General features: G+C 69.6%; 23 protein-coding genes. 14 read left to right on the forward strand and 9 right to left on the reverse strand.

Annotated elements, in window-relative coordinates:
- The first annotated feature begins 276 nt into the window (after positions 1-276).
- Positions 277-2,952, forward strand: coding sequence for a Kelch repeat-containing protein (locus MLJ35_RS00900; RefSeq protein WP_243382241.1), 2,676 nt, complete (start codon positions 277-279; stop codon positions 2,950-2,952).
- Here MLJ35_RS00900 and MLJ35_RS00905 read toward each other — a convergent pair.
- On the reverse strand, positions 2,930-4,012 hold the full coding sequence (locus MLJ35_RS00905; RefSeq protein ID WP_243382243.1) for a 3-deoxy-7-phosphoheptulonate synthase: 1,083 nt from the start codon (positions 4,010-4,012) through the stop codon (positions 2,930-2,932). The genes MLJ35_RS00900 and MLJ35_RS00905 overlap by 23 nt on opposite strands.
- A gap of 333 nt (positions 4,013-4,345) precedes the next feature.
- Between MLJ35_RS00905 and MLJ35_RS00910 the strand changes: the two genes are divergently transcribed.
- The 7 genes from MLJ35_RS00910 (at position 4,346) to rfaE1 (ending at position 11,719) form a co-directional block, all read left to right on the forward strand.
- Positions 4,346-5,887 (forward strand): sigma-54 interaction domain-containing protein, encoded by a 1,542-nt coding sequence (locus tag MLJ35_RS00910; RefSeq protein WP_243382245.1) that lies wholly within the window; start codon positions 4,346-4,348, stop codon positions 5,885-5,887.
- Between the two features lie 301 nt (positions 5,888-6,188).
- Positions 6,189-7,805, forward strand: coding sequence for an ammonium transporter (locus MLJ35_RS00915; protein WP_243382247.1), 1,617 nt, complete (start codon positions 6,189-6,191; stop codon positions 7,803-7,805).
- On the forward strand, positions 7,802-8,164 hold the full coding sequence (locus MLJ35_RS00920; protein WP_243382249.1) for a P-II family nitrogen regulator: 363 nt from the start codon (positions 7,802-7,804) through the stop codon (positions 8,162-8,164). The genes MLJ35_RS00915 and MLJ35_RS00920 overlap by 4 nt, the downstream gene beginning before the upstream one ends.
- A 127-nt stretch (positions 8,165-8,291) precedes the next feature.
- Positions 8,292-9,080: a TorF family putative porin gene (locus MLJ35_RS00925; protein ID WP_243382251.1), complete on the forward strand. Its 789-nt coding sequence runs from the start codon at positions 8,292-8,294 to the stop codon at positions 9,078-9,080.
- 10 nt (positions 9,081-9,090) lie between these two features.
- Entirely contained in the window at positions 9,091-10,500 is a 1,410-nt protein-coding gene (locus MLJ35_RS00930) for a sodium:proton antiporter (protein ID WP_243382253.1), read from the forward strand.
- 50 nt (positions 10,501-10,550) lie between these two features.
- Positions 10,551-10,718, forward strand: a complete 168-nt coding sequence (locus MLJ35_RS00935) for a Trm112 family protein (protein WP_243319748.1) — start codon at positions 10,551-10,553, stop codon at positions 10,716-10,718.
- A complete protein-coding gene (gene rfaE1 / locus MLJ35_RS00940) occupies positions 10,715-11,719 on the forward strand; it encodes a D-glycero-beta-D-manno-heptose-7-phosphate kinase (RefSeq protein ID WP_243382255.1) in 1,005 nt (334 codons plus the stop codon). The genes MLJ35_RS00935 and rfaE1 overlap by 4 nt, the downstream gene beginning before the upstream one ends.
- 15 nt (positions 11,720-11,734) lie before the next feature.
- Here rfaE1 and MLJ35_RS00945 read toward each other — a convergent pair whose 3' ends face one another.
- Genes MLJ35_RS00945 through MLJ35_RS00960 form a run of 4 tightly spaced genes read right to left on the reverse strand, consistent with a single transcriptional unit; the run spans position 11,735 to position 14,110 of the window.
- Positions 11,735-12,127, reverse strand: coding sequence for a hypothetical protein (locus MLJ35_RS00945; RefSeq protein ID WP_243382258.1), 393 nt, complete (start codon positions 12,125-12,127; stop codon positions 11,735-11,737).
- A gap of 24 nt (positions 12,128-12,151) precedes the next feature.
- Positions 12,152-12,754 (reverse strand): hypothetical protein, encoded by a 603-nt coding sequence (locus MLJ35_RS00950; protein ID WP_243382260.1) that lies wholly within the window; start codon positions 12,752-12,754, stop codon positions 12,152-12,154.
- 4 nt (positions 12,755-12,758) lie between these two features.
- The gene (locus MLJ35_RS00955) at positions 12,759-13,472 is read right to left on the reverse strand and encodes a hypothetical protein (protein WP_243382262.1); all 714 of its coding nucleotides are present in this window, start codon (positions 13,470-13,472) and stop codon (positions 12,759-12,761) included.
- Entirely contained in the window at positions 13,472-14,110 is a 639-nt protein-coding gene (locus MLJ35_RS00960) for a hypothetical protein (protein WP_243382264.1), read from the reverse strand. The genes MLJ35_RS00955 and MLJ35_RS00960 overlap by 1 nt, the downstream gene beginning before the upstream one ends.
- A gap of 90 nt (positions 14,111-14,200) precedes the next feature.
- On the opposite strand from MLJ35_RS00960, the gene MLJ35_RS00965 reads away from it, so the two are divergent.
- Positions 14,201-14,392 (forward strand): hypothetical protein, encoded by a 192-nt coding sequence (locus MLJ35_RS00965; protein ID WP_243382266.1) that lies wholly within the window; start codon positions 14,201-14,203, stop codon positions 14,390-14,392.
- A 211-nt stretch (positions 14,393-14,603) separates the two neighbouring features.
- Here the strand turns inward: MLJ35_RS00965 and MLJ35_RS00970 are convergent, their stop codons facing one another.
- Both MLJ35_RS00970 and MLJ35_RS00975 read right to left on the reverse strand, forming a co-directional pair.
- Positions 14,604-15,095 carry a hypothetical protein gene (locus MLJ35_RS00970; protein ID WP_243382268.1) on the reverse strand — a complete coding sequence of 164 codons (492 nt, stop codon included), beginning with the start codon at positions 15,093-15,095 and terminating at the stop codon, positions 14,604-14,606.
- Between the two features lie 2 nt (positions 15,096-15,097).
- Complete coding sequence (locus MLJ35_RS00975; RefSeq protein WP_243382270.1) at positions 15,098-16,222, reverse strand: zinc-ribbon domain-containing protein; 1,125 nt, start codon at positions 16,220-16,222, stop codon at positions 15,098-15,100.
- A 107-nt stretch (positions 16,223-16,329) separates the two neighbouring features.
- Here MLJ35_RS00975 and tmk point away from each other — a divergent pair, with 107 nt between their 5' ends.
- The 4 genes from tmk (at position 16,330) to mce (ending at position 18,792) form a co-directional block, all read left to right on the forward strand.
- Complete coding sequence (gene tmk / locus MLJ35_RS00980; protein ID WP_243382272.1) at positions 16,330-16,986, forward strand: dTMP kinase; 657 nt, start codon at positions 16,330-16,332, stop codon at positions 16,984-16,986.
- An 8-nt stretch (positions 16,987-16,994) separates the two neighbouring features.
- Positions 16,995-18,008, forward strand: coding sequence for a hypothetical protein (locus MLJ35_RS00985; protein ID WP_243382274.1), 1,014 nt, complete (start codon positions 16,995-16,997; stop codon positions 18,006-18,008).
- Positions 18,009-18,083: 75 nt separating this feature from the next.
- The gene (locus MLJ35_RS00990) at positions 18,084-18,326 is read left to right on the forward strand and encodes a DUF2492 family protein (RefSeq protein ID WP_243382276.1); all 243 of its coding nucleotides are present in this window, start codon (positions 18,084-18,086) and stop codon (positions 18,324-18,326) included.
- Between the two features lie 61 nt (positions 18,327-18,387).
- Complete coding sequence (mce, locus tag MLJ35_RS00995) at positions 18,388-18,792, forward strand: methylmalonyl-CoA epimerase (RefSeq protein ID WP_243382279.1); 405 nt, start codon at positions 18,388-18,390, stop codon at positions 18,790-18,792.
- Positions 18,793-18,823: 31 nt separating this feature from the next.
- Here mce and MLJ35_RS01000 read toward each other — a convergent pair whose 3' ends face one another.
- Positions 18,824-19,330: a hypothetical protein gene (locus tag MLJ35_RS01000; protein ID WP_243382281.1), complete on the reverse strand. Its 507-nt coding sequence runs from the start codon at positions 19,328-19,330 to the stop codon at positions 18,824-18,826.
- A 55-nt stretch (positions 19,331-19,385) separates the two neighbouring features.
- On the opposite strand from MLJ35_RS01000, the gene MLJ35_RS01005 reads away from it, so the two are divergent.
- Positions 19,386-19,862, forward strand: coding sequence for a MarR family winged helix-turn-helix transcriptional regulator (locus MLJ35_RS01005; protein WP_243382283.1), 477 nt, complete (start codon positions 19,386-19,388; stop codon positions 19,860-19,862).
- Positions 19,863-19,894: 32 nt separating this feature from the next.
- Here MLJ35_RS01005 and MLJ35_RS01010 read toward each other — a convergent pair whose 3' ends face one another.
- Complete coding sequence (locus tag MLJ35_RS01010; RefSeq protein WP_243382285.1) at positions 19,895-20,809, reverse strand: prepilin peptidase; 915 nt, start codon at positions 20,807-20,809, stop codon at positions 19,895-19,897.
- Positions 20,810-21,034: the final 225 nt, after the last annotated feature.

The raw sequence follows: 21,034 nt of genomic DNA on the forward strand, positions 1-21,034 counted from the left end.
GATCCGCCTTGATGGTCCCGGGCAACCCGCCGTCAGACCCATGGGCGGACCGCCTGCGCGCGCACGCGCGATCCATGGGTGGATGGGGAGTCCGGTCGGCGAGGATGCGGCCAAAAAAATGAGGATTGCGCCCCAGGGCGGATGGCATATTCATGTAATAAGGTGATATTGTAATCGCCTATAGCATTATTTTTACAATGATCACTGATCATTAGAAGAGAGGGCCGGTGGTCCTCCTGGTTGCGGCCAACCACTTCCATTCACAGGGGGTATCCCATGGCCTGGTCGAGAATCAGTCGATGCGCGGCGACGCTCATTCACCTCCATGGCGTGCCCGTAATCCTGGCACTGGGGATGGCGGGTGGCGCCCTACGGAGCGATGAGGCTCCGGCCGGGATCACCCTCCTCACCCAGCCCACGGACCAGAAGCTGGGCCTGGGGCAGACGATGACAATGAAGGCCGAGGCCCCGCCCGAGAACCTGGTGGTAAACCTGGCTCCCTTCGTCACCGAGGGGAAGGCGGGGCTCATGGCGAGCACCCAGGACTGGGGGCCGAAGGCCGTCTATGCCTGGACCTTGACCGGCGGGACCCTCACCTCAGGCCAGGGAAGCCCCGCCATCACCTTCACCGCCGGCGTGGCCGACACCACCCTGACCGCCACGGTGGTCGTCACCGCCTTCGGCGGCAGCGGCTCCGGGAGCGCCTCCGCCTCCATCGTGCCCCGCCCCAACGCCGAACTGGCCCTGCCCTTGAAAACGCACCCAGGCGATGCCTGGATGAAGGCCAGCGTGCCCCACCAGCAGGGGATGACCTACCTCTGGTCCATCGTCTCCAGCACCGGCACGGCCAGCATCACCGCCGGGCAGGGTACCCATGTGATCAGCTTCTCGGCGGGTCCATCGGTGGGCACCTTCCACCTGAAGGTGGATGTCCAGAATCAAGCCGGAGATGCGGTCGCCTCCGCCCGGAAGGTCACCATCCAGGCGGGCACCTGGCTGGTCAAGAACGGAGGTGCTTCCGTCACGAGGTTCCCCTGCCAGGCCACGCGCCTCCCGAGTGGTCGCGTGCTGGTGACGGGCGGCGGCGGGAACAGCGCGGAAGTCTACGATCCCGAGACGGGCCATTGGAACCTCGTCGACAGCATGGCGAATCCACGGGAATGGCACACCTCCACCCTCCTCCGAACCGGCCAGGTGCTGGTGGCAGGCAATGGTACGGCCGAGCTCTACACTCCCGCCTCGGGGACCTGGCATCGCACAGCCAAGCCGGGAACCTCCCGGAGCGCCGGCACGGCCACGCTGCTCCCGGACGGAAAGGTGCTCGCCGCAGGCGGTCACACGGCCACCGCGGAAATCTACGACCCTGCGACTGAGGCCTGGACGCCCACCGGCAGCATGGGGATCGCGCGGACCTTCCACACAGCCACGCTGCTGCTGGACGGGAAGGTCCTGGTGGCTGGCGGATCCGAAGACAACCCTGCCACGGAGCTCTACGACCCGGCGAACGGCACCTGGGCTTCCACCGGAAGCCTGAACCAGGCGCGGAACGAGTGCGCGGCCACGCTGCTCGCGGATGGGAAGGTCCTCGTGACGGGCGGTTCGATCTTCGTCTCGGGAACGTCCAGCGCCGAAATCTACGATCCCGGGACCGGGACCTGGGCCCTCACGGCCACCATGGGGGAGGAACGCCGCCACCATACGACCACCCTCCTTCCGGATGGGCGGGTGCTGATGGCGGGTGGTGAATACCATGACAATTTCCTCTTCAGCACGGCCATCTACGACCCCGTGGCATCGGCCTGGACACCCGCCGGCAGCCTGGGGACAGGACGGTTTGGCCATAAAGCCACCCTGCTCCAGGACGGGACGGTCCTGGTGACCGGCGGCCGCGGGTCCCTGTACTTCCATGGCATCGCCAGTTCCGAAATCTACGACCCGGGAAACTGGACCTGGCGGCCCCTGGCCGGGCAGCCGATGGCCCCACGCGAGTTCCACACGGTCACCCTTCTCGCGAACGGGCAGGCGCTGGTCGCGGGAGGAGAGAACTTTCCTCGAGGGAACCTGAACGACGCGGAGATCGCCACCCCTGCGACTGGGTACTGGACGCCTGCGGAGAGCATGGGCACCACCCGCAGGGGTCACACGGCCACCTTGCTCGCGGATGGGAAAGTTCTGGTGGTAGGCGGTGACGCCCAGTCGCAACCAGGCTTCACCACTGCTGAGCTCTACGATCCCGCCGGAGGGTCCTGGACTCCGGTTGGCAGTCTGAACGAGACGCGGATCGGTCATACCGCCACGCTGCTCCCGAACGGGAAGGTCCTGGTCGTGGGAGGTTTCGTCGGAGGCGTGGCATCGGATAGCGCCGAACTCTACGACCCCGCCACCGCGACTTGGCGACCCACCACCGGTCTCGGGATCGCCCATGTCGGTCACACCTCCACCCTGCTTTCCACCGGGAAGGTGTTGGTGGCCGGTGGCGGGAGTTCCTCTGAACCAATCGCCAGCGCTGAACTCTACGACCCTGCTGGAGAGACCTGGACCGCCGTGGGCGCTCTCGGAACGGCCCGCCGGGGCCACCTGGCCACGCTGCTGCCGGACGGGAAGGTGCTCGTGACAGGCGGGACAGGGGCCTCCGGAACCCTGGACAGTGCTGAAGTCTTCGACCCCGCGACGAACGGCTGGCTCCCGACTTCCGCCATGGGATCGGCGCGCAGAGGCCACTCGGCGGACCTCCTCGCGAACGGCAAGGTTCTGGTGGTGGGAGGTCGGAATTCTTTCGACGCCATCCTCGGCAGCGCGGAACTCTATGATCCCGCCACGCAGGTCTGGACGCCGACGGATGGCCTGGCCTTGCCGCGGGCAGGCCACGGTTCCGTACGTTTCCTGAACGGAGACATCATGGTCGCTTTCGGCCCTGGTGGCGATCTCGTCATCGAGATCTACAGGCCCTAGACGGTAGGACCTCCTTCAGCAGGTTCCGCGTCTCCCGGAGCATGGCGGCGGTGTCGTCCCAGCCCAGGCAGGCGTCGGTGACCGAGCAGCCATAGCGGAGGGTGGACAGGTCCGCGGGGATGGGCTGGTTGCCTTCTTCCAGGAAGCTCTCCACCATGACCCCGACGATGGAGCTGTTGCCGCGCCGGATCTGGTGGGCGCAGTCCTGGAGGACCAGGGGCTGGAGGCGGGGGTTCTTGTGGCTGTTGGCGTGGGAGCAGTCCACCACGATGTTCCCGGGCAGCCCCGCCTTGCGCAGGGCCTCCTCCGCCAGGGCGATGCTGACGGTGTCGTAGTTGGGCCGGCCCCCGCCGCCGCGGAGCACCAGGTGGCCGTGGGCGTTCCCCCGGGTGCGCACGATCGCCGCCGAGCCCTGGTCGTTGAGGCCCAGGAAGCTGTGGGGACGCGAGGCCGAAAGGATGGCGTTCACCGCCGCCGCCAGGTCGCCGTCCGTGGCGTTCTTGAAGCCCACGGGCGTGGAGAGGCCGCTGGACATCTCCCGGTGGGTCTGGGATTCGGAGGTTCGGGCGCCGATGGCGGTCCAGCTGACGAGATCGCCGATGTACTGGGGCGTGTTCGGATCCAGGGCCTCGGTGGCCGCCGGGAGGCCGAGCTCCCCGATGCGGAGCAGGAACTCCCGGGCCTTCCGCATGCCCTCCTCGATGTGGAAGGAGTCGTCCATGCGGGGATCGTTGATGAAGCCCTTCCAGCCCGTGGCGGTCCGGGGCTTCTCGAAGTAGACCCGCATGACCAGCAGGAGCGTGTCCGCGACCTCGTCCGCCAGGACCTTGAGCCGCCGCGCGTAGTCGAGGCCCGCCACGGGATCGTGGATGCTGCACGGCCCCACCACCACCACGAGGCGGGGATCCTCCCGCGTGAGGATGCGCTGGAGATCCCGACGACCGCCGGCCACGGTCTCGGCCACGGCGTCCGGGACGGGCAGGGCCGCGTGGACCTCCGCCGGCGAGGGCATCCGGTCGAAGGAATCAATGTTCAGGTTCTCGAGCGCCTGGTGGGTCATGGGGGCCTTCCGGGATAAAGAAAAACCCCGATCCGGGGAACGGATCGGGGTGGTCATGGGGATGTTCCAGGGATCAGGCTGGACCCTCGCCGTGCCACGCGCGATCCGTGCGCGGGGACCAATAATAGCGATGGAAGCGGGGCGTCATGGTGGGGTCCGAAGGTGCTCCATCCTGGACCCCGGGTGCCGGGGGCGTCAAGGTGTGTGAAGCGCTCATCGACTGGCGCGTGGTCGAGAAGCGCTTCTGAAACCTGGGGCGTCTTGGGGAATTTACAAAATTGTAAGATCAAATCAAAGTCTGTACAATTTTGTAGACCACTCGCCGGAGCCCCCATGGCCGCCTCGGAGGACGCCCTTCACCTCTCGCCCCTGCTGGAGCTGAGCCAGGCCCTGGCCGCCTCGGACATCCGAGCCTCCCTGCCCCGGGTGCTGGAGATCCTGGCGGAGGCCTTCGGCGCCCTGAACGGCGCCATCCTGCTGGCGGACGAGGAGGGAGGCGCCCTCCGGGTCGAGGCGGCCCGGGGCCTCTCGAGCCAGGAGGTGGCCCGGGCCCGCTACCGCGTGGGGGAGGGCATCAACGGGCGGGTGCTGGCCAGCGGCAAGGCCATCGTGGTGCCCCAGGCCAGCCTGGAGCCCCTCTTCCTGGACCGCACCGGCGTGCTGAAGGCCCAGAAGCGGAAGAAGTCCGACATGTCCTTCTTCTGCATCCCGGTCTTCCTGGACCGGAAGACGGCCGGGACCCTCTGCCTCACCGTGCCCTACGACAGCCGCCGCGACTTCGACCGGGACACGAAGCTCCTCCAGATCGCGGCCTCCATGGTGGGCCTGGCCATGAAGGTGGCCCGGCTGGTGGCGGCGGACCGGCAGCGGCTGGTGGAGGAGAACCAGCAGCTCCGCCTGGAGCTTCGCGAGCGCTACGAGCTGCACCACCTCATCGGCCATAGCCATGCCATGCAGCGGGTCTACGAGGCGGTGGCCCAGGCGGCGCCCAGCAGCACCACCGTGCTCATCCGCGGAGAGTCCGGCACGGGCAAGGAGCTGGTGGCCCACGCCCTCCACTACAACTCGCCGCGGGCCGAGAAGCCCTTCGTGAAGGTGAACTGCGGGGCCCTGCCCGAGCCCCTCATCGAGTCCGAGCTGTTCGGCTACGAGCCCGGCGCCTTCACGGACGCCCGCCAGGTGAAGAAGGGCCGCTTCGAGCTGGCCCACGGCGGCACGCTGTTCCTGGACGAGGTGGGCGAGCTGACCCCGGCCACCCAGGTGAAGCTGCTGCGGGTCCTCCAGGAGCGCGAGTTCGAGCGCCTGGGCGGCGTGCGGCCCGTGAAGGTGGATGTGCGGCTCCTGGCCGCCACCAACCGGGACCTTGAGGCCGCCGTGCGGGCCGGCACTTTCCGGGAGGACCTCTACTACCGCCTCCGCGTCTTCGAGATCTTCCTGCCGCCCCTGCGGGAGCGCCAGGCGGACATCCTGCTGCTGGCGGACCACTTCGTGGAGAAGATCGCGGCGGCCCAGGGCAAGGACGTCCGCCGCATCTCCACCTCGGCCATCGACATGCTCACGGCCTACCACTGGCCCGGCAACGTGCGCGAGCTGGAGAACGCCCTCGAGCGGGCCATCCTCGTCTGCGAAGGCGGCGTCATCCACGCCCACCACCTGCCGCCCTCCCTCCAGACGGCGGAGGTCTCCGGCACCGTGCCGGGGACGGCCCTGGGTGAGGCCGTGGCGGCCTTCGAGCGCGACCTGCTCCAGGACGCCCTGAAGTCCGCCCGGGGCAACCGCTCCCGCGCCGCCCGGCTCCTCCAGACCACCGAGCGCATCCTGAACTACAAGGTCCAGAAGTACGGGCTGGAGCCCGAACGGTTCCGGTCATCTTGAGGCGAAATGGTACAAAAATGTAATTAAACCGAGTTGCAATTACATTTTTGTCAATTTGATTTTGAGGGAATTCGCTGTTCATATGGTGTCCAAGGGCCACCTTTTCATTATTTGGATGAAATGCCCCCTCATGGCCGTGAATAGGCACGTTCCCTGCTCTCTCTTCTGGGCACGGGGAGCCGGTGGTCGGCTCCCGGACTCCAGGGAGGATCGGAAGAGAGCCGTGGCCTGAGCCGATCCACCGGATTCCCTCGGTGAAGGCCACACCGATCCCCTTGTTCCACAAGAAGGAGAAACTCCCATGAACCGCCGAACCCTGTTCCGGGGTCTCGCGGTGGCGTTGGCTTTTGCGGCCATCTCCCCGCTGCTCTTCGCGGCCGATCCAAATGGCGGCGCCACCGGAGGCATCCAGAACGTGCCCGCGCAAGCGGCCGGTGCCCCCACCCTCCAGGAGCTGGGCGCGGCCGTGGGCCAGACCCGTGTCGCCCTGAATTTCGTATGGGTCCTGGTCGCGGGATTCCTGGTCATGTTCATGCAGGCCGGCTTCGCCCTGGCGGAGACGGGATTCACCCGCGCCAAGAACGCCGCCCACACCATGATGATGAACTTCATGGTCTACGCCCTCGGCATCCTGGGGTTCTGGGCCGTGGGCTATGCCCTGCAGATGGGTGGCTCGGGGGCCCCGATGGGGGCGGCCCTGAGCGCGCCCGAAGGCATGGCCAAGCTCGTGGGCCCCACCATCCATGGGAACCTGTGGGGCCTCTTCGGCGCCAAGGGGTTCTTCCTCACGGGCCCGGCCTATGATGTGTCGGCCTTCGCAGTGTTCCTGTTCCAGATGGTCTTCATGGACACCACCCTGACCATCCCCACCGGGGCCATGGCGGAGCGGTGGAAGCTGTCCGCCTTCATCGTCTACGCCCTGGTCGCGTCCAGCTTCATCTATCCCATCTACGCATGCTGGGCCTGGGGCGGCGGCTGGCTGTCGGCCCTGGGTCGCAACCTCGGCCTGGGTCACGGGTACGTGGACTTCGCGGGGTCGGGCGTCGTGCATCTCACAGGCGGGGTGATGGCCTTCACGGGCGCCCTCGTCCTGGGTCCCCGGCTCGGGAAGTATGTGAAGGGGAAGGCCCAGGCGCTGCCCGGCCACAACGTGCCCATGGCGGTGCTCGGGTGCTTCATCCTGGCGTTCGGCTGGTTCGGCTTCAACGCCGGCTCCACCCTGGCGGGCACGGACCTCCGGATCGCCGTGGTGGCCACCAACACCATGCTGGCCTCGGCCTCCGGCGCCCTGATGGCCTACCTCTACACCTGGGCGAAGTTCGACCGCCCTGATCTCTCCATGGCCGTGAACGGCATGCTGGCGGGCCTGGTGGCCGTCACTGCCCCCTGCGCCTTCGTCACCGCCCCCTCGGCGGTGCTCATCGGAGCGGTGTCCGGCGTCCTCGTGGTGGCCGCGGCCCTCTTCGTGGAGAACACGCTCAAGATCGACGATCCGGTGGGCGCCATCGCGGTCCACGGCGTGAACGGCGCCTGGGGCCTCATCGCCCTCGGCCTGCTGGCGGACGGCACCTACGGCCAGGGCCTGAATGGTCCCACCTCCGGCGTCACGGGTCTGTTCTACGGCGACGGGCGGCAGCTCGTGGCCCAGCTCATCGGCATCGGAGCCAACCTGGTCTGGGTCGGCGTCACGAGCTATGTCCTGTTCAAGGTGATCGACAAGGTCATCGGCATGCGGGTCACCCCGGAGCAGGAGATGGCCGGTCTCGACTTCCACGAGATTTCAGCCCCGGCCTACCCGGGCGACGGCGCCACGGTGAACACACCGGTGATCGTCTTCCCCAAGGTCGCCAAGCCGGCGCCGGTGGTCCTGCCCACTTCCCCCAACTCCATTCCCGCTCGCCTGGGAGGTGAAGCATGAGGCTCATCACCGCCGTCATCCGACCTGAGAAGCTGGAAGACGTGAAGACCGCCCTGTTCGCGGCCGAAGTCACGGGCCTCACGATCCTGCGCGTGGCGGGCCACGGCGGCGAAAAGATCGCCGTGGAGACCTACCGCGGGGCCCAGATGGCCTATGAGTTCCATGAGAAGGTCCAGCTCGACATCGCCGTCTCCGAGCCCTTCGTGGATGTGACCATCAAGGCCATCCTCGGGGCGGCGCGGACCGGTGAAGTCGGGGACGGCAAGATCTTCGTCCAGCCCCTGGAGCAGGTGATCCGGATCCGGACCGGGGAATACGACAACGAGGCGCTCACGCCCGAGCCCATGCGCCACCACTGAATGCCTGGGCCGCCGCGGCCCTGCCTCTGGTCTTCCCTCCCTGCGGCCCGCCGGGCCGCCGGGAGGAGGGCCGTGCCCTATCCACGCATTCCTCCCACCCACTGCCCCCCCTTTTCTGGAGCCCATCATGTCGGTCGCACTCAGGCCCCTCGCCCTGGGGCTTGCCCTCCCCCTATCTCTGAGCGCCGAGAGTCCTGCGCCTCCCCCCGCGATCCTTGGGGCCGCCCTGAGCGGTTCGGCCACCTTCGGGTCCCAGTACATCTTCCGCGGCCTCACCCAGACCGACGGGAAGCCCACCATCCAGGGAGAGCTGGACCTGGTCCATCCCTCGGGCTTCTACCTCAGCGCGAGCTTCAGCAACATCACCTGGATCACGGACCTCTACGCAGGTTCCGGCGGCAAGGTCTCCTCCGGCGTGGAAGCGGACCTCTTCGGGGGCTACAAGTGGGCCTTCGCCAAGGACTGGACCCTGGACCTCGGAGCCTACCGCTACCTCTATCCCGGCACCTACCAGAACGTCGGCTCCTTCAACCCCAACACCACCGAGGCCTACCTGGGCCTCAGCTACAGCTGGGCCAGCCTGAAGTACTCGCGGGTGGTCAGCGCAGGGAACTTCGGGGTCGCCGACGCCGAAGGCTCCAGCTATGTGGACCTGAGCCTGGCCATCCCGATCGGCGAAAGCGGATGGACCGTGCTCGCCCACGGGGGCAGGACCACCTACACCACCGGCGATCCGGCGGTCGAATCCCTGCTCAACTACACGGACTACAAGCTGGGCATCGCCAAGGAGTTCAAGGGCTACACCTTCACCTTGGCGGGCACGAAGGCCGACACCAAGGACCTGGGGTACAACAACGCCTTCGGCCGGAACATCGGCGGAACCCGCGGGACCTTCACCATCGCCAAGAGCTTCTGAGACCCTCCCGGTGCCCCTCGCAGCGCTGACCCCGCCCGCCGGGGACCTGGGCCTCGAAGCCTTCCGCAGGCTCGGTCCCTGGTCTTCGGCCCTGGGGTTCGCACCGTTCTCCCTCCTCCTGGCGGCCATCGCCGTCCTGCCCTTGGTGCCCAAGGTCGCGGGGTGGTGGGGCCGCCTGCCGAACAAGTGGGCCCTGGCCCTCCTGTGCAGCGTCGCGGGGGCCGGGTTCCACTACACCGTGGCCGGGGATCCCGCGCGGCTGCTGGACACCCTGCTGGACTACCTGGCCTTCATCGCCCTGCTTTCCTCGCTCTATGTGGTGAGCGGGGGGATCCATATCTCGGGGGCCTTCTCCGGGCTGCCCTGGCTGAACACGGTCTTTCTCGCCCTCGGCGGCGTGCTGGCCAATGTCATGGGCACCACGGGAGCCAGCATGGTCCTGATCCGGCCGCTGCTCCACGCCAACCGGCGGCGGCGCCACAAGGTCCATGTGGTGGTCTTCTTCATCTTCGTCGTGTCGAATACCGGCGGGCTGCTGACGCCGCTGGGGGATCCGCCCCTCTACCTGGGATTCCTCAAGGGCGTGCCCTTCGCCTGGACGTTGGGGCTGTTGCCCCAATGGGCTCTGCTCCAGGGGCTCCTGCTGACCATCTTCCACTTCCTGGACGAAATCGTGTTCCACCGGGAGGAACTGGAGGTCAAGCACGCGCTGGTCGAGGACCTCCGGCAGGCGGAGCGCCCGCTCCACGTCCAGGGCAAGGCGAATGTGGGGCTGCTTCTCGGGATTCTGGCCGTCGTGGTCGGTGCAGGCCATTGGCTGCTTCCCGCCCTGCAGGCCAGGTGGGGCGAGGCGAACGCGGCGCTCCTCGGCAAGGCGGTGCAGATCCTGGCCTTCGGAGGCATCACGGGGCTGGCGCTCTGGCTGAAGGCCAGCCCGGCCGGCGGCGTGCCGTTCCGGCGGAACCACTTCAGCTTCGAACCCCTCGAGGAGGTGGCCGCCGTATTCCTGGGCATCTTCGGGGCCATGCTCCCGGCCCTGGGCCTGCTGCAGGCCCGGGCTGCGGGCCTGCCCCTGCACAGCCCCTGGCAGTTCTTCTGGATGACCGGCGTGCTGAGCAGCTTCCTGGACAACGCGCCCACCTACCTCACCTTCGCCTCCCTGGCGGCGGTCAAGGCGGATGCGGCCGGGGGTTCCCTGGGCGCCCTGGCCCACGCGTCTCCGGTCCTTCTGAAGGCGGTGGCCTGCGGCGCCGTGTTCATGGGCGCCAACACCTATATCGGCAACGGTCCCAACTTCATGGTGAAGGCCATCGCGGAACGCAGTGGCTTGGAGATGCCGTCCTTCCTCGCCTATGTCGGCTGGTCTTCGGCCGTGCTGCTGCCGCTGTTCCTCGTCGAGACGCTGGTGTTCTTCCGCTGAGGCTCGCTGGAGGGGCCGCCGGGGGCCCGGGATTCCGATAAGCTGGTCCCATGCCGCTCGACCCGCGCCTTCTCGAGATCCTCTGCTGTCCGGCCTGCCACGGCGACCTCGTGGAGAAGGCGGAGGGGCTGCACTGCCAGAGCTGCGGGCTGCTCTATCCCATCGAGGACGGCATCCCCGTGATGCTGGTGGACCAGGCCAGGCAGGTGGACCTGTGAGGCTCGATCGCGCCCAGGCCGAGTCCCTGCTCCAGCGCGTCCAGGGCCGCAAGGTGGCCGTCCTGGGCGACGTGATGCTGGATGAATACCTCTTCGGAGAGGTGAGCCGCATCTCGCCGGAAGCGCCCGTGCCCATCGTGCGGGTGGTGCGGGAGCAGGCGGTGCTGGGCGGGGCGGCCAACGTGGCGGCCAACCTCAAGGCTCTCGGGGCGGAACCCCTGCTCATCGGGACGCTGCAGAAGGACATCGCCGGCGACCGGCTGCTGGGCCTCCTGGGCCGGCTGGACATCTCCATCTCGGGCCTGGTGCTGGATCCCTCCCGCCCCACCATCATCAAGACCCGCGTCATCGGCCAGCAGCAGCAGATGCTCCGCATCGACCGCGAGGAGTCCGGCCCGCCGGAGGCCGCGGTGCTGATGGGCCTCAGGGACCGCCTGTCGCGGGCTCTGGGTGAGGCCTCGGCCCTCATTGTGTCCGACTACGCCAAGGGCACCGTGAACGAACCGGTCATGGAGACGGTGCGGGAGCTCTGCGCCGCCAAGGGCTTGCCCTGGATCGTGGATCCCAAGCCCGCCCACAAGGCCCTCTACCAGGGCGCGACGCTCATGACCCCCAACACCAAGGAGACCTCGGAGCTTACGCACCGCGCCGCGAAGTCGGATGCGGAAGTGGCCGAGGCCGGGAGGTCGCTGGTGGCGGAGCTGGGCCTGAAGGGCCTGCTGGTGACCCGCAGCGAGCGGGGCATGGCCCTCTTCGCGCCGGACGGGGACCACCGGGCGCCCTGGATGGTGCCCACGGAGGCCCGGGAGGTCTTCGACGTGAGCGGCGCGGGCGACACCGTCATCGCGGCCTTCAGCGCCGCCGTCGCCGCGGGCGCCGACTGGCGGGAGGCCGCCATGCTGGCCAATGCCGCGGCGGGCCTGGTGGTGGCCAAGGTGGGAACGGCCACGGTCACGCCCGCGGAGCTGCTGGCCCACTACCACGAGCAGGAAGCGAACTGACCGCCTCCGGCGGGCCTAGGTCCGCCGATGCCACTGCTCCCAGGCCCCTGCCGCGGCGAACAGGAGGAAGGCGGCCACCGCGCTGAGGGTCATCCTTCCCGGCTCGTTGAAGTAGTCCCGCTCCATGATCTTCCAGACGGCCACGGCGGCCAGGCTTCCGAGCAGCAGACCCGGGACGATCCGCGGGCCCTTGACCAGGCGGTCGGCGGCGAAGACCAGGACCAGCAGGACCCCCAGTCCCGCCCACCAACCCCAGGCCTTTCCGCTCAGGAGCGCGAGGACCACCACCGCCAGGGCCCCGCCGCAGCCCAGCAGGCACCCCGCGGCGCCCCCGCAGCCATCACCGCGGACGGTGGAGGGCGGCAGGGGGCGGTAGCGGAGGCGGTTCCAGTCCGGAGTGGGAATCATGGCTGGGGCTCAGGGAAGAGGCGCTCAGGCCGCGGGACGGAAGATGCGCGGCACCTCCCGCTTGTGGATCAGCACGTGCTGGTAGCCCCGACCGCTGGCGTAGGGGAGGAGCACCTCTTCGCAGAACAGGCGGGTGCGGATGATCGTGGCGAAGAGGGCCGCGAAGGTGAGCGCCGCCAGGCCGGCGGTCACGCGGTCTGCGGGAGCCAGGGCGGCCCCTCCAGGCAGGAGGAAGGATCCCGCGGCCAGGGTGCCCATGCCGGTCATGAGGATGGGCCCCCAGGTGCGCGTCGGGTGCCGGAGATACAGCTGGCAGGCGCCTGCCTCCACCTGCCGGTCGAGCCGACCCTTGGCGTAGAGGGCCAGGGCGGATCCCCGACGCACCATCGCTTTCGGATGGCCCCTGCGGCGGACTTCGTAAGCGCCCAGGAGGACGGCTCCCAAGATGGCCCCGCCCAGGGCGAGGGCTCCGCCTCCGTCCAGCTTGGCGGGCTGGAAGGCCGTGAGCTGCGCGAAGGTGGCGCAGGCCAGGGCCCAGGCGGCCGGGGCCCACCCGAAGGCCTCGGGGATGCGCTCGCCTTCCGGCACCTGGGCCAAGTCGGAGGGGAAGGGCGTCGGATCGGCCATGGGATCACCGGAAGAAGGCGTAGGGGATGAAGGCGATGAGGAGGACCCCCAGGACGCGCAGCCAGATCTCGGAGGCCGGATCGAGGAGCTTCCCGGCGAACCCCGGCGGCGGCGCCGGTGGAAGGCCCTCGGTGAGGCTCCGCCTCCCGAGCCGCGGCAGTTCAGGCGTGATCTCTCCTTGGCCTGCCGACCGGGCCAGGGCCAGCACGCGATCCGCGGCGGCGATGTCCTCGGGACGGCGGAGGGAGAACCGGACCTGCTCTCCACCGTCGAAGTCGAAGCGGTAGCCCAGGCCGGTCCAAGTGGAGCCGTGGTACTCCTCCACCCGCTGGAAGGCCCGGGCGGTGGAGAGCCGGTGGATGTCCAGGGGGCGGTGGCCGCCCGTGCACTGGACCAGGTCGTAGGGTGTGAGCAGCAGGCAGGGACGCCATCCGCCCGTGCGCCCCCGGAGGACCTCGACCAGGGCGAGGGGGCCGTAGGCGAGGCCCAGCAGCGCCACCCTGGCCGCCCAGGCATCCGCGGGCCGGGGCCAGTCCGAGAAGCCGGACACCAGCCCCCAGGCGGACCCGAGCCCCGCGCCGAGGCTGAGGAGACCCATGGCCAGCAGCCATCGTCGTGGGCGCTTCTGGGAAAAGGCCCCGTCCACGCCACCGGCCCCCAGAACGCCCTGGAGGGAGGTGGCCCGGTCCGCCGGCAGGTCCTGGATCCGCACGCGCATCAGGCGGGTCCGAAGGGGCGGCCTGATTTGGACGCCTCGGGCCGCGTGCCGCCCGTGATCCCCTGGCAGGAGGCCTCGTCCACCTGATCCGGATTGGCCTTCGCCAGGGCCGCGATCCATTCGGGACGGGCGGCCAGGTAGACGGCGGTATGGGCGTCGAGGCCCCAGCGGGACTTGCCGGCGTAGTAGGCGGCCATCCCCCACACGGCCTGGTCCGGGCGGCGGGGGTGCCTGCGCCGCTTGACGAAGCGGGCCGCCAGGTAGAAGAGGATCCCGGCGAGGATGCCCAGCGCGGCACCGCCGGCGACCACGAAGTCCGCCTGGAGCGGCGTGCAGACGCCGGTCACCGGGTCCTTCAGGACCTCGCCCAGCGCGATGACCCCGGCCACCGCCCCCAGGAAGGCCACCAGCAGGCTGGACCAGCCCCAGCGGCGCAGCCCGTCAGCGGAGCGGGCCTGGGGAAGGCAGGAGGGGCAGTAGTGGAAGGACTGGTAGAACGTGGTGCGGGTGAGCCAGCCTTCGAGGCCCTTGTAGCCGTAGCGGAGGTGCTCGCGGCCCTCGGCCAGGCAGTTGGGGCAGACCGGGGGGATGACCTGGGCCTCCCCCTTCATCACGATTCGGGTCCAGTCCTTGGGCATGGCTCCTCGCGGGGGTCGATTCAGAGACCGTATCGGTAGATCGGGACCCGATTCAAGAATCGGACACGTTGGTGCCTTGACGGGGGGGGGGTGGCGGCTGCGATCCCGAGTGCGCTCCCCACTCGGCCCCAGGACCCGGGATGGCTCGCCAAACCCCGTGCCCAGGCCGGGTTCGTGCGGCATGGCCTGTACCTCCTGGCCCGGCTGGTCCCGGCCGTGCTCCTGGGGGCGGGCCTGGGCCGGTGGCTGGGTGCGTCCCGGTTCTGGCGGGCCTTCCGATGATTCGCCCTGGCCTTGCTCGGCTCGTTCATGGGAGGGGTTCTCGGCCTCCCCGCCGCCGCACCCTGGGGCGTAGATGTGGGTGTCCTGGCGCCTCTGGCCGCTTTTGCGCTCGCCGCCGGCACCGGACGCCTGACGCCGCGCGATCTGCCGCGTCCTCCGGCGTCCTAGACGGCTGCCGAAGGCCGGACTCGACCGTGCCGGGGTACTCGGCTCAGTTCCTCAGCTCGATGGCCAGCAGGAAGCGGTCGCCCTTGGGGAGGCGCTCCTTCACCTGGGTGAAGTTCAGGTCGAAGGTCTCGGTCTCGCCGGGCTTCACGGTCCCCAGCTTGGTGCCGCCGGAGGCGACGCCGAGCAGCTTGCCGTCCTTGTCCAGCACGGCCACGGCGAAGCCGGGGATGCGGGGATACTTGGCGGTGTTGGTCACCTCCACCTGAGCCCGCGTGCCGAACTCGGCCCCCTTGAGGATGTTGAAGAACCCGGGCTGCATGACGCGCCGGTTGAAGAAGATGCTGCTGACCTTGAGGCCGTCCACGTCCACGGACAGGGGGATCACGCGGTCCCAGGCGAAGGGTAGGGACTCCGAGAAGTAGGAGAGTGAGGCATCGGGGATGGGCGCGGCGGCCGGCGTGGAAGCCGGCGTGGGAGCGGGGGCAGGCGGGGCCTGCGCCAGGCAGAGGAGGGCGGCGAGGGCGAGGGTCTGCATGTTCAGTTCTTCCCGAAGAGGCCGCCGAAGAGGCTCTTCTTGGGAGCGATCTCCGGGATGGATGAGGCGTCGAAGCCGGGGGCGCCCTCGCGCCCTCGGCGCAGGCGATCGAAGACCAGGCGGAGGCCGGGCACTTTGTGGGCCTCCAGCCAGTTCTCGCTGTGCTGGCGGGCCACCAGGTGATGTTCGAGCACGCGCCCCTCTTCGATCCAGGCGGTGAGCTGGGCCATGGTGAGCCCCGGATAGATCTCCTCCCCGATCTTCAGCCGCAGCCGCTCGGCACCGGCCTCCTCGGCCGCCGGCGCGGCGGGGGCGGGCGGCTCCGGCAGGGGAACCGCCAGGTCTGAAGGCCGCAGGGCCTCGGTGGCAGGCTCCGCTGGGGGGGCGGGTTTGGCCGCGGCCAGAGCGGTCTGGAGATCTTCCTGGGACAGGCGCAGGGTGGTGGTGGAGGTGGCCTGGAGCACGTCAGAGAGGCTGCCCGCGGAAGTGGGTTCGTCCCCATCCGGAAGGGAAGGCGCCAGAGGGCCGGTGGTCTTGCCCAAGGTGGCCTCCAGGGCCGAGAGGGTGGCCTCCATGTCCATGGTGCCGGGGTCCTTCGGCGCCTTGGACACTGAGGGGAGATCCGGCATGCCGGCGAACAGCTTGCTGATGGCGTCCTTGGCGGAGCTGTAGGTGCCCGTGAGGGTGTCCTCCCCGACTTCCGCCACCTGGGCGGCGGGGGCAGTGGGGGCTGGAGTGGGGATGGCAGCGGGGGCCGGCGGTTCCACCTCAGGAGCGGAAGGCGCGTCGGGAACCGCCAGGACGGCGGCGGGAACGGGCTCGGCGGAAAGGCCCGAGAGGGTCTTCTCGAGGATGTCCTCGTCGGTGCTTTCCAGGTCCCCCAGTGTGAGGGAGGACGGAACGACAGGAACCGGCTCCAGGGCGGCGGCCACGTCGGCCAGGTCGAAGGAGGCGGTGGCCGCGGGCGACTCGGCGGGCGGAGGCGCAACCAGGTCCGGCATCGCGAGGCCCAGGGGGAACACCTCGCCGCAGCTGAAGCAGCGGGCCCGGCGGTAGGCCGGCCTCCACCGCTCGGGACGCAGGCGGTATCGGGTGGAGCAGCTGGGGCAATGGATCGCTTCGGCCACCTGGAACTCCTCGAGTTTCGAGCAGGATAGCACTGCGGCGGAAGGCGGCCAAACCGCGAAGGGCCGGCCCCCGGGTATCCTCATCGGGCGGAGGTCCGGTGCGGGGCGTGTTCATCACCATCGAAGGGGTGGAGGGTTCGGGGAAATCCACCCAGCTGCTGAGGCTCTCCGAGCGGCTGCGGCACCTTGGCCTCCCCCTGGTGGTGTCCAAGGAACCCGGCGGCACGGCCCTGGGCCGGGAGCTGCGGCGCCTGCTGCTGGAGCGCCATGCCAGTGGCGAAGCCTGGTGCGCGGATGCCGAGCTTCTGCTCTTCTACGCGGACCGGGCCCAGCACCTGGAGGCCGTGGTCCGGCCGGCCCTGGCCGAAGGCAAGGTGGTGCTGGTGGACCGCTTCGAGGACTCCAGCCGAGCCTACCAGGGCGCCAGCGGCGTGTCCGAGGCCAACCTGGACCGCCTCAGCGAGGTGGTTCTGCGGGGGCTGCGGCCGAACCTCACGGTGCTCCTCGACATGGATCCCGAGGTGTCCCTCCAGCGCGTGGAGGTGCGCAACCTGTCCCTGGGTACCGAGTTCGCGGAGACGCGCTTTGACGAGGCGGCCCTGGAGTTCCACCGCAAGGTGCGGAACCGCTTCCTGGTCATCGCGCAGGCCCACCCCACCCGCGTGGCGGTGGTGCCCGCGAGGGATCCCGTGGACCAGGTGGAGGGGGCCATCTGGTCCCGGGTGGCGCCACTCCTGCGCAGCGCCGGGTTCAAGGTCGACTGAGGAACCGCATGTTCGCCCCCGAGATCGTCGGCCACCACACCATCCGCCAGCGCCTGCTGGACCGTCTCCGGGCCGGGCGGATCCGGGGCTCGCTCCTGTTCACGGGGCCCGAGGGCATCGGCAAGCGCCGCGTGGCCCTGGAGCTGGCCCGCCGCGAGATCTGCCTCCGCCGGAACGCCTGCGGGCAGTGCGAAGGCTGTCGCATGGTGATGGGCGAGGACCTGCCCTTCGAGCTTCCGAACCTTCTGCGCATCTCGCCCGAGGGCAAGGCGGGCGTCATTCGCATCGACCAGATCCGCGAGGGCCTCGATTCGAACAACCAGCCGCGCTTCAGCCGGGGCGTCATCGAGTGGGCCTCCCTGGCTCCGCCCGTGGGCTGCCACCGCTGGGTCCTGGTGGAGGAGGCCCACCGGCTCCACGAGAACAGCGCCAACCTCCTGCTGAAGACCCTCGAAGAGCCCCCCGCAGACACCCACTTCATCCTGGTGACCCACCGTCCCGAGGCCCTGCTCCAGACCATCCGCAGCCGCTGCGAGCGCATCCCCTTCGCGCCGCTCGGGCCCGAGGAGGCCTGGGCCGTGGCCCTCCAGCAGGGGTGGACCGAGACGGACCGCCCCCGCTGGACTGCCCTGGGGGAAGGTGGGCTGCGCTTCCTCGACGAGGCCGCCTTCCGCCGGGCCGAGGCCCAGGTCGACGCCTGGCTGGCTCTCCTGGAAGGCCAGCCCTTCAGCGAGGTCGGCGGGGCCCTCTTGCCCGACAAGGAGTCCACCTTGGCCCAGGGCGAGCAGCTGCGCCAGCCTCTGGAACTGCTCCTGCGCCTGCTGGCGGACCTGGCGCGGCTCCGTGCCGGCCAGGCTCCGGCCCTGGAGCCCTGGCGCGAGGTCCTGGATCTCCTGGCTGCCCGGGACCGGGACCTGGGACCGCCCCAGCAGGCGGTCTTGGAAGGGCTCCGGCACCTGCCGCGGAACCTCAGCCCCGAGCCCCTGCTGCGGGAGGTGGGGCTGGCGCTCCAGGGGACTTGAGGGGGCGTGACCCCCGTCACCGCCGGGACCGGTAGACTGGATTCAGGAGCCACGACTCCTGAACTGGAGCCAGCCATGTCCGAACCCCTCTACGGCCACGACCTGCTGTCCCTGCTGGTGGAACGGGGCGGGAGCTGCCGCCTGGAAGACCTGCGTGCGGCCTCCGCGGCCACCCACGGCGTCTCCGCGGTCTACTGCAATTGCCACGGCGACCAGTTCGACTTCGACGGCGTCATCGCCTTCCTGGGCAGCAAGGGCAAGGTGCAGGTGGCGGACGGCACGGTGACCCTGGGCATGGCCCCGGCCTGCCAGCACTGAGAGCCGGGCCGGGGACGGTCCAGACTCCTGACCCGTCCTACACTGGTTCCGGGAGTCCCTCATGAAGCTGCTGCGCATCAACCACCTGGGCATTGCGACGCCGGGACTGGACGAGGCCATGGCGCGCATGGCGCGGCTCTTCGACATGGCCGCCGATCATACCGAGGCGGTGCCCGAGCAGAAGGTGACGACCGCCTTCTTCCCCGTGGGCGAGAGCACCCTGGAGTTCCTGGAGAGCACGGATCCCGAAGGTCCCATCGGGAAGTTCCTGGCCAAGCGCGGCCCCGGCATCCACCACGTCTGCTTCGAGGTGGACGACATCGACGCCGCCGTGGCCCAGCTGCTCGCCAAGGGCGTCCGCATGATCGACCAGGCTCCGAGAGACGGCGCCCATGGTTGCCGCGTGGCCTTCATCCACCCCGCGGAGACCGGCGGCGTGCTCATGGAGCTGAGCCAAGGGCGCTGAGGCGCCCTCAAAGCCAGGCGCTGAGGCGGCTTCAGGGCCGGCCGCCGCCCAGGCGGGCGAGCAGGTCTCGCTGGGCCGGACCCTGGGCGAGCTTCCGGTAGGCCTCGACCATGTCCTCCGTGGCGAGTTCGAGCATGACGCGGTTCTCCACCCAGAACTCGTAGAGCTCGAAGAGCTGGGTCTGGGGGTTGGGCCCCCGCCAGAAGTGCAGGGTCCGCCAGCCCTCGCGCGCGCCGATCCGCTCGATGTCCGTCCGCCCTGCCTTGACCGAGATCAGGGCATGGAAGGCGACGGCAGCGGGCGCCTGGCGCAGCGCGACGGCGCCCATGCTCCCGGCCTCGCCGGGCACCAGGGTGGTCCGCTCGGGGTAGACCTCGATCCCGGTGCCGTGGGCGTCCTCCGCGTACGCCACCCAGGCGCCGGGGATGGGGCCGACGAAGGGGCCTGCGTAGCCGCCCGTGTGGCCGCCGATCAGCTCCGCGAGCACCTTGGCCACGTGTTCCGGGTCGCGGGCGGGGATCGAGATGTGATGGATCATTCATGGCTCCGATGGTCAGTTGACCTGACTAGATATGGTCAGCTAAACTGACTTCATGTCAAGACCCCGATCCTCCGTCCGCCGCGCGGACCCAGCTGAGCGCCCGCTCCTCGGAGCGCTGCTCCGGCTGGCCAACCAGGTCATGGGGCAGGAACTGGTCCGATGGCTCGCCGCTTCAGGGCACGCGGACCTCCAGCCTGCCCACTGCGCCGCCATCCAGGCGCTGTGGACCCGGCCCGAGGGGGCCCGCTTGACGGATCTCGCCCAGACGGCGCGCGTCACGAAGCAGTCGATGGGGGCCCTCGTGGATCACCTGTGCCGGGCCGGTTATGCGGAGCGCGTGGGCGATCCCGACGACCGCCGGGCCTCGCGCGTGCGTCTCACGGCGCGGGGGCGCACCCTCACGAAGGAGGTCCGCGCCTTCGTCCGCGGCGTCGAGGCGGACTGGGCCCGACGGGTGGGCGCCCGCCGTATCCGGGACCTGCAGGAAACGCTGGCGGCGATCGTCCTCGAGCCCGCGGAGACGCCCTAGGGTCGGGTTCAAAGTGGATGCGAGCCGAGAGCCTAGCCCACCACGCCCAGGTACCCCAGCCACAGCGCCCGACCGAAGAACACGACGACGGGCGTGGCCAGGGCGAGGAAGCAGCCGAAGGGGAGCATGGTCTGGCCGCCAGAGCGGCGCGTGAGCATGAGCGGCACGCCCACGGCCGCCCCCAGGCCTGCACCCAGGAAGAGGATGCCCAGCATGGGGCCCCAGCCCCAGAAGGCGCCCAGCCAGGCCAGCATCTTGAAGTCGCCCATGCCCAGGCCGTCGGTCTTGCGGATGGCCTTGTAGAGCAGGTTCAGCAGGGCCGGGGCGCCGTAGCCGATCGCCAGGCCCAGGAGGCTGGCCTGCCAGGTGACGGTGGGCTCGAAGCCCCGATAGGCCGGGGCGGGCTGGAGGCCGTTGTGGAATGCCAGAGCCTGGATGAGCGTGTCGCCGCGGCCCCAGGCCTTCAGGAGCGCCTCCGACCAGGCCAGCTGCGGCAGGGCGAAGAGCACGCCCAGGGCCATGAGGGGAAACTGCAGGACGTCCGGCAGGATCATCTCCGTAAAATCCGTGAAGAACAGCACCAGCAGAGCGTAGGCGCAGATCACCGCCTTGACCCAGATGAGCGTCCCGAAGGGGAAGAGCCAGTGGGCCCCGCCGAGGATCAGGCCCCCCAGCAGCTCCACCAGCGGGTAGCGGATGGGGATGCGCCAGCCGCAGGCCGCGCACTTCCCCCGCAGCCACAGCCAGCCGAAGAGCGGCACGTTGTGCCAGGGCTTGATCTTCGCCTGGCAGGAGGGGCAGTGGCTGGCCTTCGTCACCACGTTGCGGTCCTCGGGCGCCTCCTGGGGCAGCCGGTGGATCAGCACGTTGCAGAAGGAGCCGATCATCAGGCCGAAGGGGGCCAGGAAGAGGCTGAGGATCCAGGGCGGCAGGTCCAGGAAGGGCATAAGACACGATACCGGGGACTTCTCGGCGGTTCGCGGCAGAATGGAAGGGAACGCCCCAGGAGTTCCCGTGTCCCGCCTGCTTCCGTGCCTTCTCCTTGCCACCTCCCTGTCCGCGCAGGCGCCTGCGCCGGCCCCCCCCCCCCCCGCCCCCCCCCCCCCCCCCCGGGGGCCCCCCCCCCCCGGGGGGGGGGGCCCCCGGGCACAGAAAGCCAGCCAAGGGGGCCA

This window comes from Geothrix alkalitolerans (assembly GCF_022808885.1).
Taxonomy (GTDB): domain Bacteria; phylum Acidobacteriota; class Holophagae; order Holophagales; family Holophagaceae; genus Geothrix; species Geothrix alkalitolerans.

Bases quoted from the DNA above. Each gene is read 5' to 3' on its own strand.
- MLJ35_RS01000 (WP_243382281.1), bottom strand. From the start codon at position 19,330: ATGATCCATCACATCTCGATCCCCGCCCGCGACCCGGAACACGTGGCC.
- MLJ35_RS00935 (WP_243319748.1), top strand. From the start codon at position 10,551: ATGCCGCTCGACCCGCGCCTTCTCGAGATCCTCTGCTGTCCGGCCTGC.
- MLJ35_RS01010 (WP_243382285.1), bottom strand. From the start codon at position 20,809: ATGCCCTTCCTGGACCTGCCGCCCTGGATCCTCAGCCTCTTCCTGGCC.
- MLJ35_RS00985 (WP_243382274.1), top strand. From the start codon at position 16,995: ATGTTCGCCCCCGAGATCGTCGGCCACCACACCATCCGCCAGCGCCTG.
- MLJ35_RS00915 (WP_243382247.1), top strand. From the start codon at position 6,189: ATGAACCGCCGAACCCTGTTCCGGGGTCTCGCGGTGGCGTTGGCTTTT.
- MLJ35_RS00910 (WP_243382245.1), top strand. From the start codon at position 4,346: ATGGCCGCCTCGGAGGACGCCCTTCACCTCTCGCCCCTGCTGGAGCTG.
- MLJ35_RS00990 (WP_243382276.1), top strand. From the start codon at position 18,084: ATGTCCGAACCCCTCTACGGCCACGACCTGCTGTCCCTGCTGGTGGAA.
- MLJ35_RS00925 (WP_243382251.1), top strand. From the start codon at position 8,292: ATGTCGGTCGCACTCAGGCCCCTCGCCCTGGGGCTTGCCCTCCCCCTA.
- MLJ35_RS00920 (WP_243382249.1), top strand. From the start codon at position 7,802: ATGAGGCTCATCACCGCCGTCATCCGACCTGAGAAGCTGGAAGACGTG.
- MLJ35_RS00945 (WP_243382258.1), bottom strand. From the start codon at position 12,127: ATGATTCCCACTCCGGACTGGAACCGCCTCCGCTACCGCCCCCTGCCG.
- mce (WP_243382279.1), top strand. From the start codon at position 18,388: ATGAAGCTGCTGCGCATCAACCACCTGGGCATTGCGACGCCGGGACTG.
- MLJ35_RS00955 (WP_243382262.1), bottom strand. From the start codon at position 13,472: ATGCGCGTGCGGATCCAGGACCTGCCGGCGGACCGGGCCACCTCCCTC.
- MLJ35_RS01005 (WP_243382283.1), top strand. From the start codon at position 19,386: ATGTCAAGACCCCGATCCTCCGTCCGCCGCGCGGACCCAGCTGAGCGC.
- MLJ35_RS00950 (WP_243382260.1), bottom strand. From the start codon at position 12,754: ATGGCCGATCCGACGCCCTTCCCCTCCGACTTGGCCCAGGTGCCGGAA.
- MLJ35_RS00970 (WP_243382268.1), bottom strand. From the start codon at position 15,095: ATGCAGACCCTCGCCCTCGCCGCCCTCCTCTGCCTGGCGCAGGCCCCG.
- MLJ35_RS00900 (WP_243382241.1), top strand. From the start codon at position 277: ATGGCCTGGTCGAGAATCAGTCGATGCGCGGCGACGCTCATTCACCTC.
- MLJ35_RS00905 (WP_243382243.1), bottom strand. From the start codon at position 4,012: ATGACCCACCAGGCGCTCGAGAACCTGAACATTGATTCCTTCGACCGG.
- MLJ35_RS00960 (WP_243382264.1), bottom strand. From the start codon at position 14,110: ATGCCCAAGGACTGGACCCGAATCGTGATGAAGGGGGAGGCCCAGGTC.